General features: G+C 47.7%; 25 protein-coding genes and 1 pseudogene. 1 reads left to right on the top strand and 25 read right to left on the bottom strand.

Going from position 1 to position 22,235, the window contains the following annotated elements:
- Positions 1–185: 185 nt before the first annotated feature.
- The 20 genes and pseudogenes from NQU17_15385 to NQU17_15290 form a co-directional block, all read right to left on the bottom strand.
- Positions 186–1,808, bottom strand: coding sequence for a relaxase/mobilization nuclease domain-containing protein (locus tag NQU17_15385; GenBank protein ID UUM11970.1), 1,623 nt, complete (start codon positions 1,806–1,808; stop codon positions 186–188).
- Positions 1,780–2,178, bottom strand: a complete 399-nt coding sequence (gene mobC, locus NQU17_15380; protein ID UUM11969.1) for a plasmid mobilization relaxosome protein MobC — start codon at positions 2,176–2,178, stop codon at positions 1,780–1,782. The genes NQU17_15385 and mobC overlap by 29 nt, the downstream gene beginning before the upstream one ends.
- A gap of 533 nt (positions 2,179–2,711) precedes the next feature.
- Positions 2,712–2,915 (bottom strand): helix-turn-helix domain-containing protein, encoded by a 204-nt coding sequence (locus tag NQU17_15375; GenBank protein ID UUM11968.1) that lies wholly within the window; start codon positions 2,913–2,915, stop codon positions 2,712–2,714.
- Positions 2,905–3,351: a sigma-70 family RNA polymerase sigma factor gene (locus NQU17_15370; protein UUM11967.1), complete on the bottom strand. Its 447-nt coding sequence runs from the start codon at positions 3,349–3,351 to the stop codon at positions 2,905–2,907. Before NQU17_15370 ends, NQU17_15375 begins: the two co-directional genes overlap by 11 nt.
- Positions 3,352–3,555: 204 nt before the next feature.
- Complete coding sequence (locus NQU17_15365; GenBank protein UUM11966.1) at positions 3,556–4,323, bottom strand: class I SAM-dependent methyltransferase; 768 nt, start codon at positions 4,321–4,323, stop codon at positions 3,556–3,558.
- 323 nt (positions 4,324–4,646) lie between these two features.
- A complete protein-coding gene (locus NQU17_15360) occupies positions 4,647–4,991 on the bottom strand; it encodes a helix-turn-helix domain-containing protein (protein ID UUM11965.1) in 345 nt (114 codons plus the stop codon).
- Positions 4,992–5,072: 81 nt separating this feature from the next.
- Positions 5,073–6,992, bottom strand: coding sequence for a tetracycline resistance ribosomal protection protein Tet(32) (gene tet(32), locus NQU17_15355; GenBank protein UUM11964.1), 1,920 nt, complete (start codon positions 6,990–6,992; stop codon positions 5,073–5,075).
- Between the two features lie 362 nt (positions 6,993–7,354).
- On the bottom strand, positions 7,355–7,597 hold the full coding sequence (locus NQU17_15350; protein ID UUM11963.1) for a phosphotransferase: 243 nt from the start codon (positions 7,595–7,597) through the stop codon (positions 7,355–7,357).
- A 230-nt stretch (positions 7,598–7,827) separates the two neighbouring features.
- Positions 7,828–7,968 carry a Maff2 family protein gene (locus NQU17_15345; GenBank protein ID UUM11962.1) on the bottom strand — a complete coding sequence of 47 codons (141 nt, stop codon included), beginning with the start codon at positions 7,966–7,968 and terminating at the stop codon, positions 7,828–7,830.
- A gap of 44 nt (positions 7,969–8,012) precedes the next feature.
- Positions 8,013–9,787 (bottom strand): annotated as a pseudogene (locus NQU17_15340) (type IV secretory system conjugative DNA transfer family protein).
- Positions 9,784–10,263 (bottom strand): PcfB family protein, encoded by a 480-nt coding sequence (locus tag NQU17_15335; GenBank protein UUM11961.1) that lies wholly within the window; start codon positions 10,261–10,263, stop codon positions 9,784–9,786. The pseudogene NQU17_15340 and the gene NQU17_15335 overlap by 4 nt, the downstream one beginning before the upstream one ends.
- 92 nt (positions 10,264–10,355) lie before the next feature.
- Complete coding sequence (locus tag NQU17_15330; protein UUM11960.1) at positions 10,356–10,511, bottom strand: hypothetical protein; 156 nt, start codon at positions 10,509–10,511, stop codon at positions 10,356–10,358.
- A 27-nt stretch (positions 10,512–10,538) separates the two neighbouring features.
- Entirely contained in the window at positions 10,539–10,760 is a 222-nt protein-coding gene (locus NQU17_15325) for a DUF3846 domain-containing protein (GenBank protein UUM11959.1), read from the bottom strand.
- Between the two features lie 282 nt (positions 10,761–11,042).
- Positions 11,043–12,335: a DUF4825 domain-containing protein gene (locus NQU17_15320; protein ID UUM11958.1), complete on the bottom strand. Its 1,293-nt coding sequence runs from the start codon at positions 12,333–12,335 to the stop codon at positions 11,043–11,045.
- Positions 12,336–12,356: 21 nt separating this feature from the next.
- A complete protein-coding gene (locus NQU17_15315; GenBank protein ID UUM11957.1) occupies positions 12,357–12,668 on the bottom strand; it encodes a hypothetical protein in 312 nt (103 codons plus the stop codon).
- Positions 12,652–13,143 (bottom strand): RNA polymerase sigma factor, encoded by a 492-nt coding sequence (locus NQU17_15310; protein ID UUM11956.1) that lies wholly within the window; start codon positions 13,141–13,143, stop codon positions 12,652–12,654. Before NQU17_15310 ends, NQU17_15315 begins: the two co-directional genes overlap by 17 nt.
- 175 nt (positions 13,144–13,318) lie before the next feature.
- Entirely contained in the window at positions 13,319–13,948 is a 630-nt protein-coding gene (locus tag NQU17_15305; protein ID UUM11955.1) for a hypothetical protein, read from the bottom strand.
- A 292-nt stretch (positions 13,949–14,240) separates the two neighbouring features.
- Positions 14,241–15,188, bottom strand: a complete 948-nt coding sequence (locus NQU17_15300) for a nucleotidyl transferase AbiEii/AbiGii toxin family protein (protein UUM11954.1) — start codon at positions 15,186–15,188, stop codon at positions 14,241–14,243.
- The gene (locus tag NQU17_15295) at positions 15,181–15,951 is read right to left on the bottom strand and encodes a transcriptional regulator (protein UUM11953.1); all 771 of its coding nucleotides are present in this window, start codon (positions 15,949–15,951) and stop codon (positions 15,181–15,183) included. The genes NQU17_15300 and NQU17_15295 overlap by 8 nt, the downstream gene beginning before the upstream one ends.
- Before the next feature lie 78 nt (positions 15,952–16,029).
- A complete protein-coding gene (locus NQU17_15290) occupies positions 16,030–16,449 on the bottom strand; it encodes a hypothetical protein (GenBank protein ID UUM11952.1) in 420 nt (139 codons plus the stop codon).
- Between the two features lie 348 nt (positions 16,450–16,797).
- Between NQU17_15290 and NQU17_15285 the strand changes: the two genes are divergently transcribed.
- Positions 16,798–17,094 carry a nucleotidyl transferase AbiEii/AbiGii toxin family protein gene (locus tag NQU17_15285; GenBank protein ID UUM11951.1) on the top strand — a complete coding sequence of 99 codons (297 nt, stop codon included), beginning with the start codon at positions 16,798–16,800 and terminating at the stop codon, positions 17,092–17,094.
- Positions 17,095–17,225: 131 nt separating this feature from the next.
- On the opposite strand, the gene NQU17_15280 is transcribed toward NQU17_15285, so the two are convergent.
- The 5 genes from NQU17_15280 to NQU17_15260 form a co-directional block, all read right to left on the bottom strand.
- Positions 17,226–17,906: an AroM family protein gene (locus NQU17_15280; protein UUM11950.1), complete on the bottom strand. Its 681-nt coding sequence runs from the start codon at positions 17,904–17,906 to the stop codon at positions 17,226–17,228.
- Positions 17,903–18,850, bottom strand: coding sequence for a DUF1177 domain-containing protein (locus NQU17_15275; protein ID UUM11949.1), 948 nt, complete (start codon positions 18,848–18,850; stop codon positions 17,903–17,905). The genes NQU17_15280 and NQU17_15275 overlap by 4 nt, the downstream gene beginning before the upstream one ends.
- A gap of 31 nt (positions 18,851–18,881) precedes the next feature.
- Positions 18,882–20,141: a M20 family metallopeptidase gene (locus tag NQU17_15270; GenBank protein ID UUM11948.1), complete on the bottom strand. Its 1,260-nt coding sequence runs from the start codon at positions 20,139–20,141 to the stop codon at positions 18,882–18,884.
- A gap of 91 nt (positions 20,142–20,232) precedes the next feature.
- Entirely contained in the window at positions 20,233–21,228 is a 996-nt protein-coding gene (locus tag NQU17_15265; protein UUM11947.1) for a dipeptide ABC transporter ATP-binding protein, read from the bottom strand.
- Positions 21,209–22,234 (bottom strand): ABC transporter ATP-binding protein, encoded by a 1,026-nt coding sequence (locus NQU17_15260; protein UUM11946.1) that lies wholly within the window; start codon positions 22,232–22,234, stop codon positions 21,209–21,211. Before NQU17_15260 ends, NQU17_15265 begins: the two co-directional genes overlap by 20 nt.
- Between the last annotated feature and the right edge of the window lies 1 nt (position 22,235).

The following is a 22,235-nucleotide window of genomic DNA, read 5'->3' as shown; positions in this document are numbered from 1 at the left end:
GGTAAGCTCCTTTCTGCCGTTCCTATCGGTGTAGCGGGATAGGGGGCATTTTCTGTATGTTCTCGGTATCATTTTCGGGCTTTTTCTGCCCTGTAAGCCCCGTTTGGAAGTCGGGGAGTATTGCGGTAAGGGTTCATATCATACCTGTATTTTTGTAGGGTTTCGGTATCATTTCGGGGCGGTCTTTAACGCTCCTGTTCACGCTTTTTCTGCTGGCTCGGTGCGCCCCTTAAAATCTGGTCGATATTGCGTCTGACTGTCTGAAGCTCCTGCGCCCGCTGGCGTTTCTCCCGGTAGTCGTTATATCCGGCGTTCTTCTGGACGGTAAGCTGCTCAATCTCCCTTTGCAGGGCTTTGCTGGCTGGCAGCTTGGTTATTCCATGCTCCCGGAAATAACGGGCGGCTGTGTCCGCTATGATAAAATCGCTTTCGTGCTGTTCCCGGTAGGCTCTCCGGGCTTTCTCCGATTTCTGCGCTTTCAGACCGTCACGGGCGGGCTTCGTGCCGATATAGCCCAAAAGGTTGCGCTGCAATTCCTTTTTCTCCCGGATAGCGGCTTCCAGCCCTTTCAGTCCGGCAAGGCTCTCCTGCGTGGCGGTGTTGGCTGCGGAAATGGCAGCGTCCAGCTCGTCCGGGGAAGAAAAGCCATACTGCTGGTAGAGCATGAGGGTAGCCGACATCTGTTTGAGGTTGTGCATGGTCGCCCACTTCTCATAGCCCCGTCCTTTCCCCTCGGCTCGCTTGGCGGCTATGTCTACCATGCGCTGTACAGCGTCATTGTTCGGGGCGTTTTTCGCTTCTTTTTTCGTCCGTAAGCGGTCTTTGATACTGCCGGGGTATTCCGCTATGGCTGCGGGTTTTTCGGCGGCTCTGGCGGCGTTCTGCTCCAAAACGGAGAGGACAGCAGCCCGGTCAAAATCGTCCCCCAGCTTCCGGGCGGTAATTGGCTTCGTCCTGTCCGGCGTGAGGTAACTTAGCCGCCCCCGGCTCTCCTTGACGGTCACACCATGCCGGAGAAGCAGGGCGGCAAACTCATCAAAGCCGGAAGCAGCGGCAAGGGCTTCCCGGATAGTCCGGCGCAGCTTCGCCTTATCCGTTTCAAACTTGGTCTGCCGGGGCGCGATACCGTCCGCAGCAATAGGGGCGTTGGCTCTGTCAAGGGCAGCCTGTCCTTTCTTCTGCGCCCAATACTCACGCTCGGTAATGCGTTCTTTGCTGCCGTTCAAAAGGTCTATCTGGTAAAGCCCCTCGCTGTGGCACATCTCCATGACTTCGGCTTTCAGATAGTTCATAGCTGCGTCCGTACAGCGGTGCTTGCAGCCTGCTTTCCTGTCCGCTGGCCTGTCCATGTGGGGCAGCATGGGAACCTCCGCAATCCGCAGACTGTTAATGACGATATGCACATGGATATTTTCGGTGTGGCTGTGTCCGTCCGGGTGGGTGCAGACAAGGGCCTGGTGTCCGGGGAAATGCTCGGCGCAGAACTTCTCGCCCAGCTCCTGCGCCCGATCAACGGTCAAGCCGTTGTCCGGGCCGTCCCGTGGGTCAAAGCTGATGATGTAGTGGTGGCTCTTTACGTCCTCCCGTTTCTGGTTCTTGCCGTAGCGGAGATTGGAGCGCATACAGGCAACGGCAAAATCCTCCCCGCCACAATTCAGAGAGGATATGCGGTAGTCTACCCTCGGTATGAGCCGCCCGTCTGCGTCAAGGGTGGGCTTCATGGTAAACTCGTCATGCTCGAATGTGAGGTATTTTTCAGCGTCCCCGTAGTTGGCATTTTTAGAGCTGATATGTTTGAGTATCGCCAACGGCTTCACCTACTTTCTGCAAGACTTCAAACTTCAAGGCGGCAAGGTCGGCGGCGGCTCCCCGCACTTCCTTTTCCAGCCCCCGGTAGGGGCTTCCGTATTCGTTCAGGCTCCGGGCAATCTGGTTTAAGTTGCCGCCGATTTTCCCGTACTCTGCCGTGAGCTTGGAGAGGGCGGCAAGCAGCCCGTCATTGACCGGGGAAACGGTGACAATGGGGCGTATGGTCGCTTTCCGTATGGCTTGCCGGATAAACTCGGACTGGCTGATTTCATAAGCCGCCAGCCGCCCGGTGAAGTCGGCGTATTCTTCATCGGTCATGCGGGTCTTTACCACATGACGGCGGTGGGGCGTATTGTATTTCTTTCGCATGGTCTGTGACCTCCTTTCTCGCCCGACAGGGCGCATAGCAGGGTTTGGGGAAGGCACTCCCCAACAAGATTCCCGCAGGGGCAAAAATAAGCGGAGAGCGAATTTTGGCACCTCGGTAGAATCTTGCTCTGAAAAACTCCGGCGTTCCCCGGCTCCCGTCCTTTCCGCTAACAAAACGTTTCAAAAGGGCTTTGCTACCCGCTATTCCGGCTTATCTTGAAAATTTTCCTTTCACTACCTACAACACCACGCAAAGCAAAATGGACGGAGATTTTTAGAATTTCCCCTCTATTCCCTACAACACCACGCAAGCCGGAATAGGCGGACAATGGCAGTATTTTTTTCTTTGATACCCTCTACGGATAAGTAAGGGATTTTGCCAACTGCGGCGGCTATTTTCCCTTTTGTTTTTTCATACTGGGGATTTTCAAAAATGCCAAACAGGAACGAAAAAAAGCAGCAAATCTGTTGAATAGATTTACTGCTTTCTGGTTGCCGGCGAAGCGGCGGTTATTCAGTTGTAGGCGGTAGGGCTATCTCCCAAAGCGGAACTTGAAAATAGCTGTGAGAAGCGTCTGGGTGATGTAGTCCTCTGTATCTTGGTCTACCCGTCCATTCACACGGGCGGCACATTGTATGCGGCGGCGGTAATACTGCAATACAGTTCCCACCGCTTCCGGCTCCCCGCTGGCGGCTTGGACGATTGTTTCATAGGGGAGAAGCCTATTATTTCTCATATGCCATTCCCTCCATTTCCGCTTGGAGCTGCCGTAGGGCTTTTCGGATATGGTAGCCCGCTGTGCTGCGGCTGCGCCCGTACTGTCTGCCAATTTCGTGCTGTGGAATACGCTTGAAAAAGGACAGGTAAATCATTTCCCGCTCCCGTTCGTCCAGCCGTGACAGGGCTTCCGCAAGTAAACCGCTGCTGAAAATGACCGTATCGCCGCAAAGGGTAAGTATGTATTCCTCGTCCGGCTCCGGGGCTTGGAAATATTCATCTGTCGTGCCTAAAGGGTAGTGCTTTTCGTCTGTGAGGTATTCAAGGGATATTTCTCTTTTGTGCTTCCTGCTCCGTGTCCTCGCTGCGTTGATCGTTGCATTTCGGATAACGACTTTGCAAAAGGCATGGAAAGTGTACTCGATATGTTCCCGATATTCTTCTGTACAGGTCATGGAAAATCCCCCTTTCCTCCCAAAAGGGCTGTGGCTGGTTAGTAGTTGCTTTTTATGATAGTAAGGGGCGGCAGCACTTTAGGCTGTCGCTCCTTGACTGCCTAACTGCAAAACCGGGCGGGGCTGTCAACGGCGGGCGAAGCCCGTTCATCTTGACCGTTGACTGGCTCGGCCGGGTTTGCTATTTATCCGGCAAACTTGAATTTATTTTAAGCTATCACGTTTTACCTTTTTAAGCCTTACTATCATTACCATAGGAATTTCTTTATTGTTTTTGAAACATTCTTCATAAAATCCATCAATGACAAATCCAGCTCTGAAACAAAGGTTAAAAATATCTTGTATGGAACGATGATAATAAATCTGCTCCTCCGGCTGCCCTTCGATCGCTATATCATAGTAACTGTGCGGTGTCATATATTTTTCAGTCAATGTGATAAAACAAGGGTGCTGCGTTGCAAAGACAAAAATCCCGTTTTCCTCCAATAGTTCATAAACAGCCATAAAAAGCGGTTCAATATCCGTAATATCCATAATTGCCATATTAGAAACTGCTTTCGTAAAGGCTCGATTTCTTTTTAATCCTAATAAGCTTTCTCTATTGGTCGCATCCGCTACGCAAAACTCAATTTGTTTTGCATATTGTGATCGCCGTCTTTTAGCCAATTCTATCATTTTTTTGCTGTAATCAAAAGCGACGACCGAAGCGCCTCTCTGTGCAAGATACGAAGAATAATTTCCATTGCCGCACGCAATATCCAAAATGTAATCCGAAGGATCAGGAGAGAGAAGTTCCGTTACTTTGGGACGTACTACCTCTCTGTGAAATTCATTGGATTCGTCACCCATTGCATCATCCCAAAATTGTGCGTTTTTCTCCCAGATCTTTTTGCTTTCCTCTGTTCCCATGTTCTCTCCCACTCCCAAAATTTGCCTTTTTGCTTCCATTAAATCTTCCTTACTATATTCCATTGTTACCCTCCATAACTTCTGATTGTTGCCGTCTTGACTATTATGTATCTTTTCTTTCCAAAATGGTATAGGCTTTTATTTTTATAATGCTGCAAAACTTTTCTTCTGTAAGGTATTCAAAGGATATTTCCCTTTGCCGCCGCTATTGGAAAGCCAAAAGCAGCGGCTTTTTTACGCGATATGACCGAAAAGACTAGAAAGCAGGATATGTCATCATTTGTCATTTCTTCTCAATGTAATAACTGCATGGCATATCAAGCCAAATACAAGAGAAAAACAGCCACCGCCAAATAGTGATGCTCCCCACCCTGCACCCGACATTGTCATAAAACCGCCAACAAAGAAAATACCAATGCCAAGAAATATCCCGACACCATAAAAAAGTCCAATTGCCATATCATACTTATTAAATTGTCGTTTCTCTTTTTTTCACATGTTTCCATTTTTGTTATTACCTCCTTCGCAAAATCGTCCATGTGGACTCCAAAAAGAAAACAAATTTTTTTCAACGTATTTAAATCGGGTTCATTAACATCTCTCTCCCAATTCGATAGCGCCTGCCGGGTAACATTCAATTTCCCAGCCAGTTCTTCCTGTGTCATTCCCGATTGTGTTCGCAGATGACGTATTTGCTTTCCTGTTGTAATATCCGTCTGTTTCTGGTTCAAAATGGTTCCTCCTCTCTGATGCTGATTTTATCAATGATATTTCGCAATAGCCAGCAATGAACGTTTGCATTGCGCAAGATGTTACATTATCTTCTGAAACATATGCCGGATCTTGTCTAAACGGCTGTTCGGGCGGCGTGGCTGAAACACAGGCTCGCCGGAAGTTTCCTGATACCCTTTTAATTCTGTAATGCAGACACTTCTTCCATTTGTATAAAAATTCAAATCATTTCTATATTCACCAATACAACGGGCAGGGATTTCCCCCTTAAAAATAACTTCATCTTTTTCAAGTCTGGTTGATTCAATGATTGCGCAATACTTTGGTGCGTCATTATAAGCCCGTGAAAGATATTCCTGCGGTGCAAAAAGGGTAAAGGAAAGGTATGGTTCCAACAGTTGTGTTCCTGCTTTTTTCAATGCCTGCTCCAACACGACAGGCGCAAGAAAACGAAAATCAGCGGGGGTGCTGACCGGGCTGTAATAAACTCCATAATCAAAACAAATTTGGCAGTCTGTCACTCCCCAGCCATATAAGCCCTGCTCCATTCCATAACGCACACCCTCCATGACGGCATTTTGAAAACTTTGGTTTAAATAGCCGAGAGATACCTCGCTTTTATATTGTGTTCCGCTTCCAACAGGAAGCGGTGTTACAGTCAAACCAATAGATGCCCAAAACGGATTCGGCGGCACTTCAATATGAATCGTGTAGCTCGCTTTTTTTTGCGGTCTTTCCAGATAAATAACCGAAGGCTCTTTCATAGCCACGCCCACATGATATTTTTCTTCTAATAGCGAACAAATAACTTCTAACTGTACTTTTCCCAAAAAAGATAATATAATCTCATGTGTAACAGTATCAATGTCAAAATGCAAAAGAGGGTCTGTATCAGCAATCTCTGTGAGGGCATTTAACAGGGCTTCCCTTTGCTCCGGCTTTTGCGGCTCTACCGTTGTCCGAAGTAATGGCATGGGATTATCAATCCGTGTTTTGTGAGGCAGGAGTTTTTCATTTCCCAGAATGTCGTTCAGTTTCAAAGTATCATCAGCTAAAATAACAATTTCTCCCGGACAGGCATGGTCAACCGGGACGATTTCACCATTTGACGGAATACACATTTCTGTAATCTTTATTTTTTCCTTTTTTGACAGCAGCAGGGTATCCCGTAAATGGAGCGTCCCATGATACAGGCGTAAATAAGAAAGCCGTTTTTTCCGCTCTGTATACTCAACCTTAAAAACATATCCACATAATTCAGACTGAATATCGTCTGTTTCTGTAATGAAAGTTTCTGTAATCGCTTCAATCAGTTTTTCTGTTCCTAAATTGTCTTTTGCACTCCCATGATAAACAGGAAACAAAGAGCAGCATCTGGTTCTTTTGCACTTTTCATATTGTAATTCCTGTATATCCAAAGAATCCTCTGCAACATATCGTTCTAATAGTTCATCGCTTCCGGAAATAATCATATCCCATTTGTCCAAATCAGAAATATCGGTCATGGTTATCTTTGGCGACAGGGAAACCTCCTGCATGACAATCATATCACTGGTAAGTTTATCTTTAATGCTTTGGTAAACACGCCGCAGGTCGATCCCATTTTGGTCTATCTTATTTATAAAGATAATTGTCGGAATGTCCATTTTCTGAAGCGCATGGAATAATATACGGGTTTGTGCCTGTACGCCGTCTTTTGCCGAAATGACTAAAACAGCTCCGTCAAGGACAGATAAAGAGCGGTATGCTTCGGTTAAAAAATCCATATGACCGGGAGTGTCCACGATATTGATTTTATAATCATTCCAGCAAAAAGAAGTAACCGCTGTCTGAATGGTAATTCCGCGCTGCCGTTCCAAAATCATAGTGTCTGTTCTTGTAGTTCCTTTATCCACGTTTCCTTGTTCCGCAATCGCTCCACTGGTGTACAGCAGGCTTTCCGTCAATGTTGTTTTTCCTGCGTCTACATGGGCGAGAATTCCAATATTGATTATTTTCATGTGATTGTCCTCCTTTTACAGCCCCAAAAGGGCATAAAAATCCCCAGCAGTAAAATACTTTTACCACTGGGGATTATAATTTGCGGACATACACATATACAGCATACACCTGTTTGTGATTGCTGTTTTTCGGATATGTCAAAATTGATAAGGCAAAAGTATTCTTAAATTGGGTACAAAAAACCAAGCCCCCACAAAAGGGACTATCATAATCCTTTGTTCCCACTATTTGATTATAGTTTTATTTAAGAATACCTTGCCGCATATTTTTTACTCCTTTTTTGGAATGATGCTATTATATCACATTAGTTTTAGGAAAGAAAGTACCTAAAAGAAATTTTTCTTCCCCTTATATGTAACAATCATACCGACTTTCTGGCGTTCAGAATGGTTTCTGCTGTCTGCTGTGGTGTTTGGTTGGAATTGTCCAGCCAAAAGCCGATCCGTGGTGTTGTCTGCATAAATGTATCGTATAAGGTTTCAACCGTAAAGCCGGAATAGCCTGTTTTCTCCCTGTATCGTTCCCTTCCTTTTATTGTTTCCACATCTGGACAAAGAACGACAACCTCAACAGGGTATTTATGCGGCACAAAAAATATGTACATGTAACTAATTCAACACATTTATAATTTGAATAGGGACATTATAGCATTTACTAAATACAAATTCAATGTATACGGAAATAAAGATATAAGGAGTGGGAAGGATTCCGCCGTAGTCGGCATTGTAGGAAAATCCAAAAGTTTAGATTTTCCCACAATGCTTATCTTTTGGTCTTTGGTTCGGAATAGTGTAGTGCTGGCGGTCTATCTCTTGTTTTCGGTTGCTTGCTTCCTTACCGTACATGAGCATTGGCACCGGGGTTGTCATTGCCGTAGCCTTCGAGAAGGTTGATGACGCCCCAGATGGCAAGGCCTGCACCGAGAGCGACGACGAGGGTTTGAAGTACATCTACTGCACTGTTAAAGAATTCCATTGATTGACCTCCATTATTTTAAATTTTGAGTTGAAAAAAGCCGCTCATTCAGCGGCTTCGGGTTCGGCAAACAGATCCATGTGGTAGACCTCATAGATGTCATCCGGCTTGGACTTAAGACGGGTGGACAGGTACTTCTCAATATTGAAGGCGTTTCGCGGGTCCGCATCGGAGAGGTACTGTAGTTGGGGTGTTTGGTGATGTCATACTTGTTGGAGAGAAAAGGCCGTACCCCACGCAGCTGGAGGATGCATTTGCCGCCATCCAGCACGGCCAGTTCGTCGATGCTCATCAGCTTCTTTCCGAGTTTCTGGTAGTTCAGACTGTGGGAAACCTCACGGCCTCGGCTTTCCCCGGTGTTGAAAGTGTCGATGGTCTCTTTCCCAAGGGTTTCTGAAAGCTCCTTTAATGTGGTGCGCTCCTTACCGCCCAGAAAGATCGTGCAGTCCATATTGCCGATGATGGTGTCGCAGTGATCTTTATACAGAGCCTTCAGCTGGGATTGGGCCTGCAGCACCAGACAGGCCGAGATCTCCCGGCTTCGGATGGTGGCTACGAGCTTTTCCAACTTGGGAATTTGACCGATATTCGCCGCCTCATCAATGAGACAGCGCACATGCACAGGCAGACGTCCGCCATAGACGTCATCTGCCTTGTCGCACAGCAGATTAAAGAGCTGCGTGTAGGCCATGGAAACCAGGAAGTTGAAGGTGTCGTCGGTGTCGCTGATGATGATGAACAGCGCCGTTTTCCGATCACCCAGGGCATCCAGTTCCATTTCGTCATAGGCCGTCAGGTCTCTGAGCTCCTTGATGTCAAAGGGCGCCAGACGGGCCCCGCAGTTGATAAGGATTGATTTGGCGGTCTTTCCGGCAGCCAGTTTGTATTTCTTATACTGCCGGACTGCAAAATGCTCCGAGTCACGCTCTTCCAGAGCGGCGAACATCAAATCCACCGGGTTCTGAAAGTCCTCGTCATCCTCGCGGACCTCTGAGGCATTGATGAGCTCGATAAGGGTTGTAAAGTTTCGCTCGCTTTCTGGAGCCTCATAGTGGATGTAGCCCATGAGCGCGGTATAAAGAAGGGTCTCCGCCTTGACCCAGAAATCATCTCCGGCTTTGCCTTCACCCTTGGTGTTGGCGATGAGGGCCGTCACCAGCTTGAGGATGTCCTTTTCGCTCTTGATGTAGGCAAAGGGATTGTAGTGCATGGATTTGTTGAAGTTGATGGTATTGAGGATCTTGATCCTGTAGCCTTCCCTCAGGAGAAGCTGTCCGCATTCCACTACGACGCTACCCTTGGGATCGGTGACCACATAGCTGGAATGGCACTGCATGAGATTTGGCTTGAGCCAAAACCGCGTCTTGCCAGATCCGGAACCTCCCACCACCATGACGTTTTTGTTGCGTGCGAGCCTGGGGTCCTTGGGCCGGTTGTTCATGGTCAGGCGCTCCGTCTCCGTGAGGATGACGTTGTTTCGAAAGGTTTGATCGATAAAAGGCTTGATGTCCTCAGATCTGCCCCAGCGAGCTGAGCCGTATTCGATGTTTTTACGGTATTTCTTGGCGTTCCGGCCTTTGACATAAACTGCCAGCTTGATGGCGACTGAGATCCCAATGCCCAGGATCAGATCCTGTGGAAGCAGGCTTGGCCATTGTGATTGGAAAGCTAAAGTGAATCCGTCGATGAGATGTAGGATTTTTTGGGAGATATCCAGTCCGGGAGAGTATCGCCAGGCCTCACCCAGCTTCGTGGCAGCCAGAGCAATGAGAACATAGGGAAGGTTTAAAAGGAGCATCCCCTTGATTTTTCCTGTCATCGCGTCAGCTCCTTGTCTTTGTTTTTCACCCTGTCCATGACCTTGGCATGAACCAGGAGCTTGAATTTGGCAAGCTGTTCCAGGATGGAAGGCTGCTTGTCCTTTTTGAGGACCTTCGCCGTGTATTCTGTGAAGGCAGCGGTGAGGGCATCAGCGTCCCGGGCCTTGAAGAAGACCAGATATTTGGGTTTCTCTCCGGTGGTGTCTTTCTTGAGGGCATAGTCTACACCGTACTTTCTAGCGACCTGCTCAAAGGATTTGATGTTTTTATCTGTGATCTCAATATTAGAGACTCCAGCATTCTGACCGATGAGTTCCTTCACGGTCTGCTTGCCATGGGGGATCTGCGGCGGACTGTCCCGGCTCTTCTTCATTTCAGCCAAAACCTTGATGAGCGCAGCCTTCAGAACACGTCCGGTCATTCGGGTGGTACTGACGGCCAGGGCGACGGTCCTGTTTTCCACTTCTTCCTGCATGAAAAATTCCTCCTTTCGTGGTTAGGTGAATTCAATTTACAAAAGTACGTATCTCACATTTGAATTAAGTAAACTCGTAAGCTCTGTGAGATTTAGAGCTCAGGTTCTGTGGACTTCTGTTTCGGTTTGCCCACATGCAGTTCGCCCTTGGGCTTTATAGGTATGGCGACGATGCGGCTGCCCATCTTCATGAAGATCTCAGGATCAGCAAATTTCTCCCGATACTTCTCGGCAAGCTCAGGCGTCAAGGAATCAAAATCCTCTTCACCAAGCCCTCAGACGATGAAGGTCCCGGCGATGATGTCGTAGTCCTCAAGTTTTCGGTTAAGCGGGAGGCCGATGAGCTTGCCTTCCTCATGACAGACAATGGCAACCGGGTCATCATAGGGATAGACGGCTTCGATGTAGCCGCCGACAACCTGCTGCAGGGAGTTCAGGTCACCGGTGATACTAGCCATACGCGGCACTTTTTCATGTTCAACAATCAATACGTCCATGGATTTCTTCTCCTTTTCTGTTTTTGAAATTGCACGAAACATTCCTTTTTTCCAATGTTTTGTGCAAAAGTAGGAATGGATTTTTCTGTTGTCTGGTAGGGTTTTTCTGACCGTCGCTTTTAACGGTCAGGATGCCACTTAATGAAAAAACCACCTTTTCAGGTGGTTTGGAATAGACGTCATGTTTCTGATAGCTTTATTCACTAATAATACTCAAGGTTGAAAACCAAAATCTGCTTTCATGGTGGATAATTAATTGAAGCTTAGCTGTTGTCATTTGACCTACTGGTCGAACTGGTTATCACCGTAGATTGACTTAAGATACGCTTCAAGCTTGGATGGATCTGTTCCAAAGTCCTTCACATCATGACCCAGAGTTTGAGAAGCTTCATCTGCTGTCAGCCGAAATGTACTTTCACCGTCGGTGATTTCAACATAGTCCAGATTCTTGATTAAGCCAAGTAGCTCTGTGGCGTAAGGTGAGTAGATATTCGTTTCAAAATCCATGATCGCGTCAGTATAAATAACTCTTAAACCATAAGGTTTTTCCGAAGTTTTCAGCTCGAGGGTATAGTCCCCTGCGAATTCAAGCCCAGTTTCTTTGACCAGTCGACTAACTCCTGAGTTATCACCAAGATAATCCAGGCGAAGCTTATACAAATTCGCTGCTTCGTTTCTCCAAGGGATCGACTCGATGAACATAAGGGGCTCAGTGGACCTGGTCAATTTGTAATCCGCTTTCTTGCCATTTACAATGACTTCAAGCTGAACCTTTGCTGTGGTAGAGTAGTCTACCTGATAAATATGATAGTCTTTTACTCCAGGGGTTTCAGAATCATTGTACTCAATTCGTAAAGATTCCTTAAAGAAATTTTGGTATCCAACAGCTGCCACACTGACATCCTTCGTCAGACCGGTTCGATAGACGATATAGTTCGACCGATTGAGATTATTTAAATTATCTTTTGGATACTGGTATTCAAGAACATAAATTCCTCTGCCGGAAGCATCGCAATTTTTAAACCAATCCGAAACTGTTTTGTTGTTTCCGAAGTCCTCGACTCTCATCCCGTCAACTGAACCAACGCTGGTCGGATGGCCGCTGCGGAAGCTGGCAAGCCCGAAAACAAGAGTGGATATGATTAGAACGGGAATAAGTATGACGGCCACCAATATCTTGCCCAGCCCATTGTCTTTACGCTTTGGGAGGGTAGGGATCATTGCATCTGCAGGAACGGGTTCTCCGCAATGAGCACAGTTTTGCCAACCGGAAGCGATCGCTTTACCGCAATTAGTACACTTAGCCTTTAAGCTCGTTCCGCATTTAGGGCAAGAGGAGTATTCTTCAAGGATTGGGGCCTTGCAATTGGGACATTCCAAACTATTATAATCTGATCTAACCACCAGGTAGATGATCAAGCCAATACCGGATGGGGCCAGAGCCGCAATCAAAGTCCAAAGAGCTGCATTCATCCCACGGCTGTTAGCATCCCGATATACATAGACTCCGATGAGGATGGGGAGCACCAGAAACAGTGCTAGGACAAAAATTAGGTAAAAATATGCTGCATCCATTTATCCATCTTCCTTTCTGATTTAGGCATTGAGTGCAAAGGGTACGGCAGAGGCTTTGCCGTAACGGTCAATGAGTTTTCTGGTAAGCAGGACAGTCAATAATCCACTTACCGACAGGTAAATTCCCAGGAATACGAGACAGATAACACTGGCTAGCATGGAGTATGGGGCCAGCGCAAGCGCCAGAAGAGCAAGGCTGATCAGAAATAGATTGGACGCCGCGGCAAAAAGGAACATGCGCCGAACTTCACGGCGTTTTTGAAAAACAGCATTGAGCATCTGTTCAGTGAGTCTTGGTGGCTGGTATTGTTCAAAATCATAGCTCAATTTCATCGTTGATCATCTCCTTCAACAGCAGTCTGGACTTACTCAATCTGGACTTGACGGTACCCGGGGGAATATTTAAAATCGCTGCGGTTTCACCGATGTCGAGCTCTCTGAAATAGTACAAGACTACTGTCAGTCGAAGTTTTTCAGGAAGTCTTTTCACCGCAGCATGAAGGTCACTTAAGTCCTCTTTTTCTTCTGTGGCAGCTTTTTCAAGTACTGCGTCCTTCGCCTCCTGAGAGTCAAACAGGTCGAAGATCAGGCTGAGCTTTTTCTTTCGCAACTGATCCTTGTAGGTGTTAACGCAGATCCGTGTCAGCCAACCTTCAAATTCATACTCAGGGTTGTAGTGGTCAAATTTTTGATGGACCTTCAGCCAGGTCTCCTGGTACAAATCATCGGCATCATCAGGGTTTTGGCACAGTGTCCGACATAGACCATAAAGGCGCCTTCCATGTTTTTCTATGTAATCATCGAGCACTTTACCACCTCCCTTACTAACATATACGAATGCCGACACCAAACGGTTCATTCATTTTTGATTTTTTGTTTATATTTTTTGTTCAGAAGATGGGTATCAGGATAAAAAAGAACTGCCGGCCTCTTTGCGGCAGTTCCTTAAGATGCATTAGCCCTTCCGTCTTAATCATTGATGATTACCTTAGATCAACCTCAGTGATATAGTAATCTTTTCCGTCATACACTCCAGCGCGGATTTTCAGCCCGCCAATGGATGTATCCAGACGCGCTGAGATCCGCTGCGTCATATCATTAAAAATGGTATCAACCTGCAAAGTATCAAGGACAGGCGGATCCCATGATAAATCAACAACATATTGGTTCTGGCTTAGGCGAGTGGTCATGTCACGTTCGAGAAGATCCGGTGAATTGTACTCCTCAAAGATGTTGACTTTGTATTGCAGATCATCAAAGTCATTACCAAATGCTTCAGATATGACTTTACGAAAATAATCTATACTGCGGGCAGCCGCATATCGATCGATACGGTCCGCTTCATCCAGAGTCGAAGTGAATATTATTTCAGGCTGACTCTGCGAAGATATCCTGAATGAAAATTCCTTGCGCTTATAGTCGTAGCTTGAACTTACAATCTTAAAATCTTCATCATAACTTGTTTCATATGCCTTAATGATTGCTCTTTGCTGGCTGAATCGCTCAATGATGTTACCTGAAAAAGTCATATAGAAATAGAGCGCAAAGGCAAGCACCGTTAGGAGAAGAAATCCAATAACACCAATAATTATTCGCTTCGATCTCTTTTTCATATTTCAGCGCTCCTTTCTAATTTGTTCACCTCACGGCAACATATTCTTCCGTATTTATAAGTATTATATTACACCCATTAAGGTATAGGTTAATATAGTTACAAATAGACTCATGACAGGCAAGCTGGAGATGTCACAAAGACTAAACGCAGAGCTATTTTGCGGTATTTTGACCGTGTCTCTTAAAGGTAAGAATGCCGCTTAGGGTGGTTGCCGGGATGCGATGGCAATGTCATTCTTCACAGCAACTTCGAATGAAGATGCTTCAATATTTGAATTCCTGAGTCAGTATTTATTTTTGTGAGCACTTCCAGAGTGCCATAGGGTGGTTCCGAATACGTTCTACGATTTCGGTTGATTCAAAAAGCAGCTCCGGCTGATATGTCTTATTCCTAAAGGCATCCAGGAATTCCTGTTCGTTGTCCTCAAGCTTTAGAAGCGATTCAAGCCAGGCCTTGACTTGCATCTGAGCAGTCTTAAGATCAAATTTGTCCTTGTTTCGTAATACAGGATAAAGGTCTGTCTTGATACGATTCTGAGTGACTTGATCGATCGTGTTAAATTGGAACTCAAAAGGCGGAGATTCCGCGCCTATCGCGCTGTAAAAAACAACACACTTTCTGAGCATGGGCTCCTCTGATTCATCAATCAACCCAAATTTCACCAGGTTATAAATGTCATAAAGATCTCGGGGTGCCGTTCGATTGATCAAAGCAACGATTTTGCTTGCAAATATTTCAATGGGGGCCACACTAAAAACAGAAACGCCGGTTGGTTCCCAGGAAGATACAAAATGTCTTTGTCCAGTTTCAAGAACATGACAGCGAAGCATATAGTTGATTTCAACCTTAATGTTATCCTTCATGCCTCCTGAATTTGAGTATTCATAAACAAAAGAATCAAGAGCATGATATTGCTTCGATTTGGGACTTAACAAATAGCCGTTAGCTTTCATAAATTTTTCGATTCGGTCATTGATGATTGATCTTGTCGCCATCATTTCATCCCGAGTGACGTTTTTTGAAAAATTCAGATCAATATCAACAGACAACCTTGGCAAATTGAAAATTGTCAGGTTGATGGCCGTTCCGCCCTTTAGAGCCAAAGAGTTCCCTAGCAAAGCGTCATTTTCGAAAAACTTCAGTATATCAGTCAATCTGCAAACTTTCTCATATGTATCTCGCACAAAACCAAGTTCCTTAGCTTGTTTCCCCGACAATAACTTGTTCCACTCAGGCATTGAGATCAACCCCCTTACTGAGGATTGATTTAATATTCTCAGGGGCAAAAATCATCCAATCTTTATGTAGGACAAAGTGCTTGGAAAGGGCATCTTTTTCTGAATACAGATAACTTTTTGATTTGGAGATTTTACTCCTGCAGTAATCAAAAAATAGTTTTGTAAGACCCAACTGTTCAGCAAATTCCTTGAGTAAGAAGCCGGATTTCTGATACAAATTCACCTGCCCATATTCATCAAGATAGGTTATCAGCTTATCAGCTTGTAGTGCAGGGACCAGCAACAGACAACGGAGTAGTTCTTCCAAACCGCCAATTTTCTGAAAAGAATAGATACTATCGATGACAGTCCTTTCAAGATCCGTGACTCTGATTTCTGTATTGGTTGTAATTACTCCAGAATCAATTTTCGGAGAAACCCTGGTAAAGGTAATACCATCAAAAGAAAACTCAGTGAATCTGCTGGTTGTCGATACATAGACCTCATGAAAAACTTGATTAGCATAACCATAGTATTCAAATGCACTGTGATGCGAAATATAAGCATCCTCAGCAATATGAGTTGCTATTAAAAATCGGTTTGCGACAGGCTGCTTCGTTTCAAGGCTGATTGCTGTATATAGATCTCTTCGAATTCGATCAATATATCCGTTTTTGACATAATCGTTTAGTATTGAGTGTGCTGCTTTTTCGGTTCCGATTAGGTCAACAACTTCTTGCCGTGAAAAACAACCCAACTCAATTAGTTTGTCTAAATATTTCATTACAACACCTCCGTTTCTATTATTGCACAAAACATTCCTTTTTTCCAATGTTTTGTGCAATTTCAGAAACGTCCATTTTTAAATATGCACGAAACATTCCTTTTTCCCAATGTTACGCGCAAAATCAGGAATGGATTCTTCTGTTATCTTGTAGGGTTTTTCTGACCGTGGTGTTTTAACGGTCAGGATACCGCTTAAGGTGGTTGCCGGGATTCGATAGCGTTCAGCGATGGCAAGGTCGTTTTTCACGACTTCGTCGATCCGAGAGCCCCAGACTACGAGGACGTTGGAGCGTCTGAGGTAATCGAGCTCGATGTCCTGTCTGTCCTTATGCTCCTGGGGGATGCCGTCATCCATGAAGTTTGAAAGCATCAGGATGGGACAGATGGGATTGTAGCCAGCGTCGAAAACCTTCCGGCTGTATTTGGTTGCAATCTCTGTATTCTCAGTTGGATCAACGCCCCAGGAAGCGGTGATATAGGAGAGAGGTCTCTTCATTTGAAGGAACTCCTTTAAAAAAACGACTTGAAGAAAATTTGATGATAATGCTGGTTTCGCTGATGAGATGTGCACTGAAATCATATTATTTTGATTTCAGTGCAAGTTTGGCATACGATATTAGCACAGAAATCAAATTGAAGGTGGTAGCATGACTATGCCCGATGAACTTCAATCAGTCCTGAAGCAAACTGGCGGAATCGTTACTACTGCCCAAGCAAACGAAGTCGGGGTCTCAAACGAAGGATTGCGCCTGCTTGCTCACTCAGGCGATTTGGAACGAGTGACTACCGGGATTAATGTTTTGCCTGATGAACTTACTGACAATCGAATGTTAAGGCCGCTGCGATGGTTGGCATTGATGCGCGCACCACAATGGATATGGATGCAACGATCAAAGGGCAGGCTCAATCTAAGACAGAATTAACGGTGATCATTGAGAACATCTTAAAAACTCAGATTGACGACGATGCTGTATTTTCATTTCAAGGGATTGAAGAGATCCGAGAGGAAGCGGACTATCCGGGGTATCGTGTATCGATCGGAGTCGTCTTTGATAAAACGCGACAGATGCTGAAGATAGACATCACAACTGACCAAACTCATTTCTCTCTCTGGGACCGACTAAAATCTACGCTGAAATAGCCAGGTTCGATGGGCGAACCTGGCTATTTCAGCGTAGATAGTTTTGCTTGGATCGATCATTTACCTGCATAATGACCATTTGATGATTCAATCCGACGTTTAATCGCTCAGAAATTAATCGCTAGCCGGCTTTAGCTATCCCCGAGTTCACCTAATATCCGGGCAACCAGTGTCCTGGCCAGGATCACTGGTTTATGGGTTTCCTGTAAGACCAGTTGCTTCATCCCTGCTGTATAGCCGATGCAGTCCATGATGATGAGATCAAGGGAGGGATCACTGAACCCGGTGAGATCCGGCAGAGTGCCAGTCACTTTTTTATCGTAGGGTGACCAGGGGATCACACGGGCTTCCAGTCCTGCGTCCTTCCATTTTATTCGGGTCTGCTCGATCTGCTCGGGATCAGGAATCACCACCCCGATTTTTTTCGTGCCGGAGAGTTCCGGAACGATCCGGTGCAGGATCACCTGGGGGTAAATCAAGGGAACGCTGGCCCGGAAGATATCCGGGAATTTCCCGGTACAGATAAAAGCAATGGCTTGGACTTTTTTCTCTTCCAATCGATCGATACAGTCCTGTAGCCGTCCTAGAATATGCTTTTCCGCAAATTTGACTTCACGTCCATCCCGCAGGGTCGACACCAGCACATAGTCTCCCTGTTCTGGCTTAAGTGTTTGAATTTCCTCATAGGACAGCCCATCCAGTGCGCCAGCCTCCAGGATTTCAACCCACGTTCCGAGATACGGAAGCATTTCCGGGATCACGTCCTGCCGGGGAGACTGACCGATGGTAATGGTGCCCAGCCGGAAGCTCAAGCCCGGACGAGACTCCGGCCTAGCGTCTGAAACTGGTGCAATTCGCCGTACAGTTCCAGTAAATGGCCAAACTCAGCCTCGTCGTAGAAATTGCAATTGTGCCGGCCGAATTCTTTGGCGACTTCCAGGACAAAGCGTCCGGCCTGCTCCAGGTCAAACGGATTGCTGGCACCGGTGGCACATCCCGGCACGGCCGATTCCGTGGTGATGGCGATCCCCACTACCGGGGCTTTGGTCGCCGTCGCCGGCTGGAGGATGCTGTTCAGGTGATACACCCCATTGCCGTAGGGGGTGATGTCCTGGATGCTCAGCGGGAAAACCACCGGGAACTTTCCCGTCGTCGTCTGCATGATGTCTAAGAGCTGGTCACTGACTTTTAAGATATACCCCTCTTTCACCGTGGGGGAGATGGCAAAGCCGCAGTGATTGATGACCCGGTTGCCCTTGGTCGTATCCACCGACAGAATGGCATCCAGATCGCCGTTGACTTCTTCCTGGTTTACCGTGGCCATATCCACCGGAGAATCCATGAACGCAACCGGTTTATGGGGCTGCGTCGGTGCATCCGGGCAAATGTGGGTTGAAACCACGACATCCCCGTCCAGGTGATCCCCTTTATTCTGCATATCCAGGAGCTTTGCCGCAACAGCCAGGGCAACCAGGGCCCCGTCACCATCAGAGACCATGCCGATGCGCTCCGGGCGGGCACCGATGCCGCCTAGCCGTCCCAGTACGCCTAAGGTCGGGGCGGAGCCGCCCTTGGACCGGCCGTTTTTCCCGGGGATCGCCACCCGGATAAAATCGGTCTTGCCTTTATCCCCCGTGATGGTCTTAACGACCACATTCTTCGCACCGTAACTCTCCAGATATTTTTTTAAATCGTTGCCGCTGGCCGTTGCCGTGTCCACCAGCTCATATACTTCCATGATCTGCTTAATAATCATCGATAACCTCACAAATTTTTATTCTCAAAAATTAATTCACACCTAACAGGTCACATAAGGACATTAAGTAGATTTGACTGGCGTTCAGAACGTCTTCGATATCCACTGTCTCGTTGTAGGAATGGATCCCTTCCGTGTTGGACGGTCCGTACTGGATGGTCTGGATCCCCATTTCACGATAATAGCGCGCATCACTGGACGCCCACTGATAAGCTGGCAGAACATCGATGTGCCAGAGTGCCTCGGCATGTTTTTTGACCGTCTGGACAATGGGGGCGTTGATTGGCGTATAGTTGCCCGTGGCCTTCCAGGTGATCTCATACTCCACATCCAGCGCTCCGCTCTGGGCGATGATGCTTTGGATCTTCGCTTCGACCTCGGCCTCATCGGCCCCGATGGGGAGCCGGATATCAACCCGGGCTTCACAGTAATCCGGCACGACGTTTAATTTAGTGCCGCCGCTGATAAGGCCGACACTGGCTGTGACATGGTCGATGACATTTTCGATCCCCGGGGTTTCCAGTTTGTCGGCGGCAATCAATCGCGAGTTTTTGAGGGCCTGGGCTTCTTCCTGGGGGAATTTACCCTGAATCTCATGGAGTTCGCCGATGTGAGAGAGAACCTTCCCCAGTTTCAGGATGGCATTGTCCCCCTTATAGTTGCCCAGGCTGCCGTGGGCCGGTGTGCCGTGAGCTTTTAAGATCAGTTCATTGGATCCCTTCTGGCCGATCTCAATGGTGTAATTCGATGTGGGCTCCGCCACGATACAGGCATCAGCGCCATCGGCATGACCCTCGGTCAGGAGCCATTTCGTACCATACTGCCCGCCCGACTCTTCATCGGAGACGATGTGCAGACGGACGTTCCCGGTCAGCTCGGCCCCCGATTCATTCAAGAGACGCATGGCAAAGAGGATCCCGGCTACCCCGGCTTTCATATCCGACGTCCCCCGGCCAAGGATCCGCTTCTCCGTGACTTCACCGCCGAAGGGATCAAACTCCCACTTCGATAAATCCCCGGCGGGGACCACATCGACATGACCGTTTAAAATAATGCTGTAGCCCTCGTCCGAACCAATTTTCGCAAGGATACAGGGGAATTCATCATTGGCAGCGATCTCGGTGGCCGCGATGCCGGAGTCTTCCAGATATTGTTTGACAAAGTCAATGACCGGCCGCTGAGATCCCGTTGGGTTCTCACTGTTGATCCGGATGAGCTGCGATGTCAATTCGATGAGTTCGCTGCTCCTTCGGCTGGCTTGTTCCATGATTTCAGTTTTAGTTATACTCACGATGTTCCTCCTAGATTTTTTCCTGGAATTTTCATTCGAGTTTATTTGATGAGTGATTCAAGCTGTTAAAGTTGGTTTGATTCTTAAATCGTTAGGATCCGCTTTCCCTGGCGCTCTGGCTGTCATAGAGGTAACAGGCGACCAGATGATCCTTGGCGACTTCCGTCAGTTTCGGGGTCACCCTGCGGCACTTCTCCATGACATAGGGACAGCGGCTGGCAAAGGGACAGCCGATCTGTTCGCCGATGGGACTTGGGATCTCTCCGGTCAGCTTGATCTGGCTGTTTTTTTCAAACGGGCTCTCCGGCGGGATGGCTGACAAGAGGGCCTTCGTATAGGGATGCCTGGCATCGGTATAAATCTCCTCGGCATTGCACTGTTCCACCACCCGCCCAAGGTACATGATGGCGATGCGGTCGCTGACGTGCTTGATGACACTTAAGTCATGGGAGATGAAGATCATCGTCAGTTCATGCTGCTTCTGTAGGCTGTTGAGAAGGTTCAGCACCTGCGCTTGAACCGATACATCCAGAGCGGACACCGGCTCGTCACAGACGAGGATCTCGGGATCCAGGGCCAGGGCCCGCGCGATATTGATGCGCTGCCGCTGACCGCCGGAAAATTCATGAGGAAAGCGATGGATGTGGGATTCACTTAAGCCTACTTCGTTCATCAGCGAACGGACCCTGGCCTTGCGTTCGGGTTTGGACAGGAGGCCGTGCACGATCATGGGCTCCTCGATGGTCTCCCCCGCTGTTTTTCGCGGGTTCAGGGAGGAGTAGGGATCCTGGAAGATCATTTGAATCTCCCGGCGCAGCCCCTTTAAATCCTTCCCGGTCAATTCATTGATATCCTGACCATGGAGGAGGATCTGACCGGAAGTCGCCTGATGAAGGCGTACCAGGCAGCGGCCCAGCGTGGACTTGCCACAGCCGGACTCGCCGATGATCCCCAGGGTCTCCCCCTTATAGAGTTCCAGGTTCACTTGGTTGACGGCATGCAGGATCTTATGCGGCTCCCGAAATTTTGATTTTCTAAGCTTAAACTCTTTGTTGAGTCCGACGACTCTAAGAATCGGTTCTGCCATGGGATGCCGCCTCCTTTCGTTTCAGTGTTTCAGTCTTCGTCTGCCGATGGCAGGCGACAAAGTGATTCTCCCCCACTTCCATGAGCTCTGGGACGACCTCGGAGCAGATGGGCAGGGCGTAGGGGCAGCGCTTGTAGAAATTACAGCAGCCCCCCGTCAGCCGGAGGTCCGGCGGGGCGCCGGGTATGGTCACGAGCTCAGATTTGGAGGCCTGTGACAGTTTCGGCATGGAATCCAAAAGGCCCCAGGTATAGGGATGCCGGGCTGCACTGTAAAGCGTCTTTGCCGAACAATGCTCCACGGTCTTCCCGGCATACATGACCATGACTTCATCGCACATATCCCAGACGATGCCCAGATTATGGGTGATGAGCAGGATCGCTGTCTCGGACTTTTTCTGCATTTCTTTTAACAGATCCAGGACCTGGGCCTGAACGGTGACATCCAGGGCCGTGGTGGGTTCATCGGCAATGACGAGCTTGGGCTTGGCACTGATGGCCATGGCGATGATCACCCGCTGACACATGCCGCCCGATAATTCATACGGGTAGGACTCCATGCGGCTTTCCGGGTTGGGGATCCCGACTTTTTTGAGCGATTCGATGGATAGCGCCCGGGCTTCGGCTGCCGTCATCGAGCTGTGGGTCCGCAGCATTTCCACCATCTGATAACCCACTTTGAAAACCGGATCCAGCGAGGTCATGGGATCCTGTGAAATCAGGACGACGTCTTTTCCGCGGTAATCCAGGAGCTGGGCCTGGTTAAACCCTAAAATGTCCCTGCCTTCAAAGTGGATCTCGCCGCCGACGATTTTTCCGGTGTTTTTGGGAAGCAGGCGCAGGATCGACGAAGCCGTCATGCTTTTTCCCGAGCCGGATTCACCGACAACGCCTAAGGTCTTCCCTCGCTTCAGATCAAAACTGACCCCATCGACGGCCTTGACGACACCGCTGGCCAGGTATAAATAAGTCTGTAGATTTTTTGCTTCCAGAATCACTTCTGCCATT

The sequence above is a fragment of the Clostridiaceae bacterium HFYG-1003 genome, from assembly GCA_024579835.1.
Classification (GTDB): Bacteria; Bacillota; Clostridia; order Clostridiales; family Clostridiaceae; genus JG1575.
This window is presented reverse-complemented; position numbering and strand designations above follow the sequence as displayed.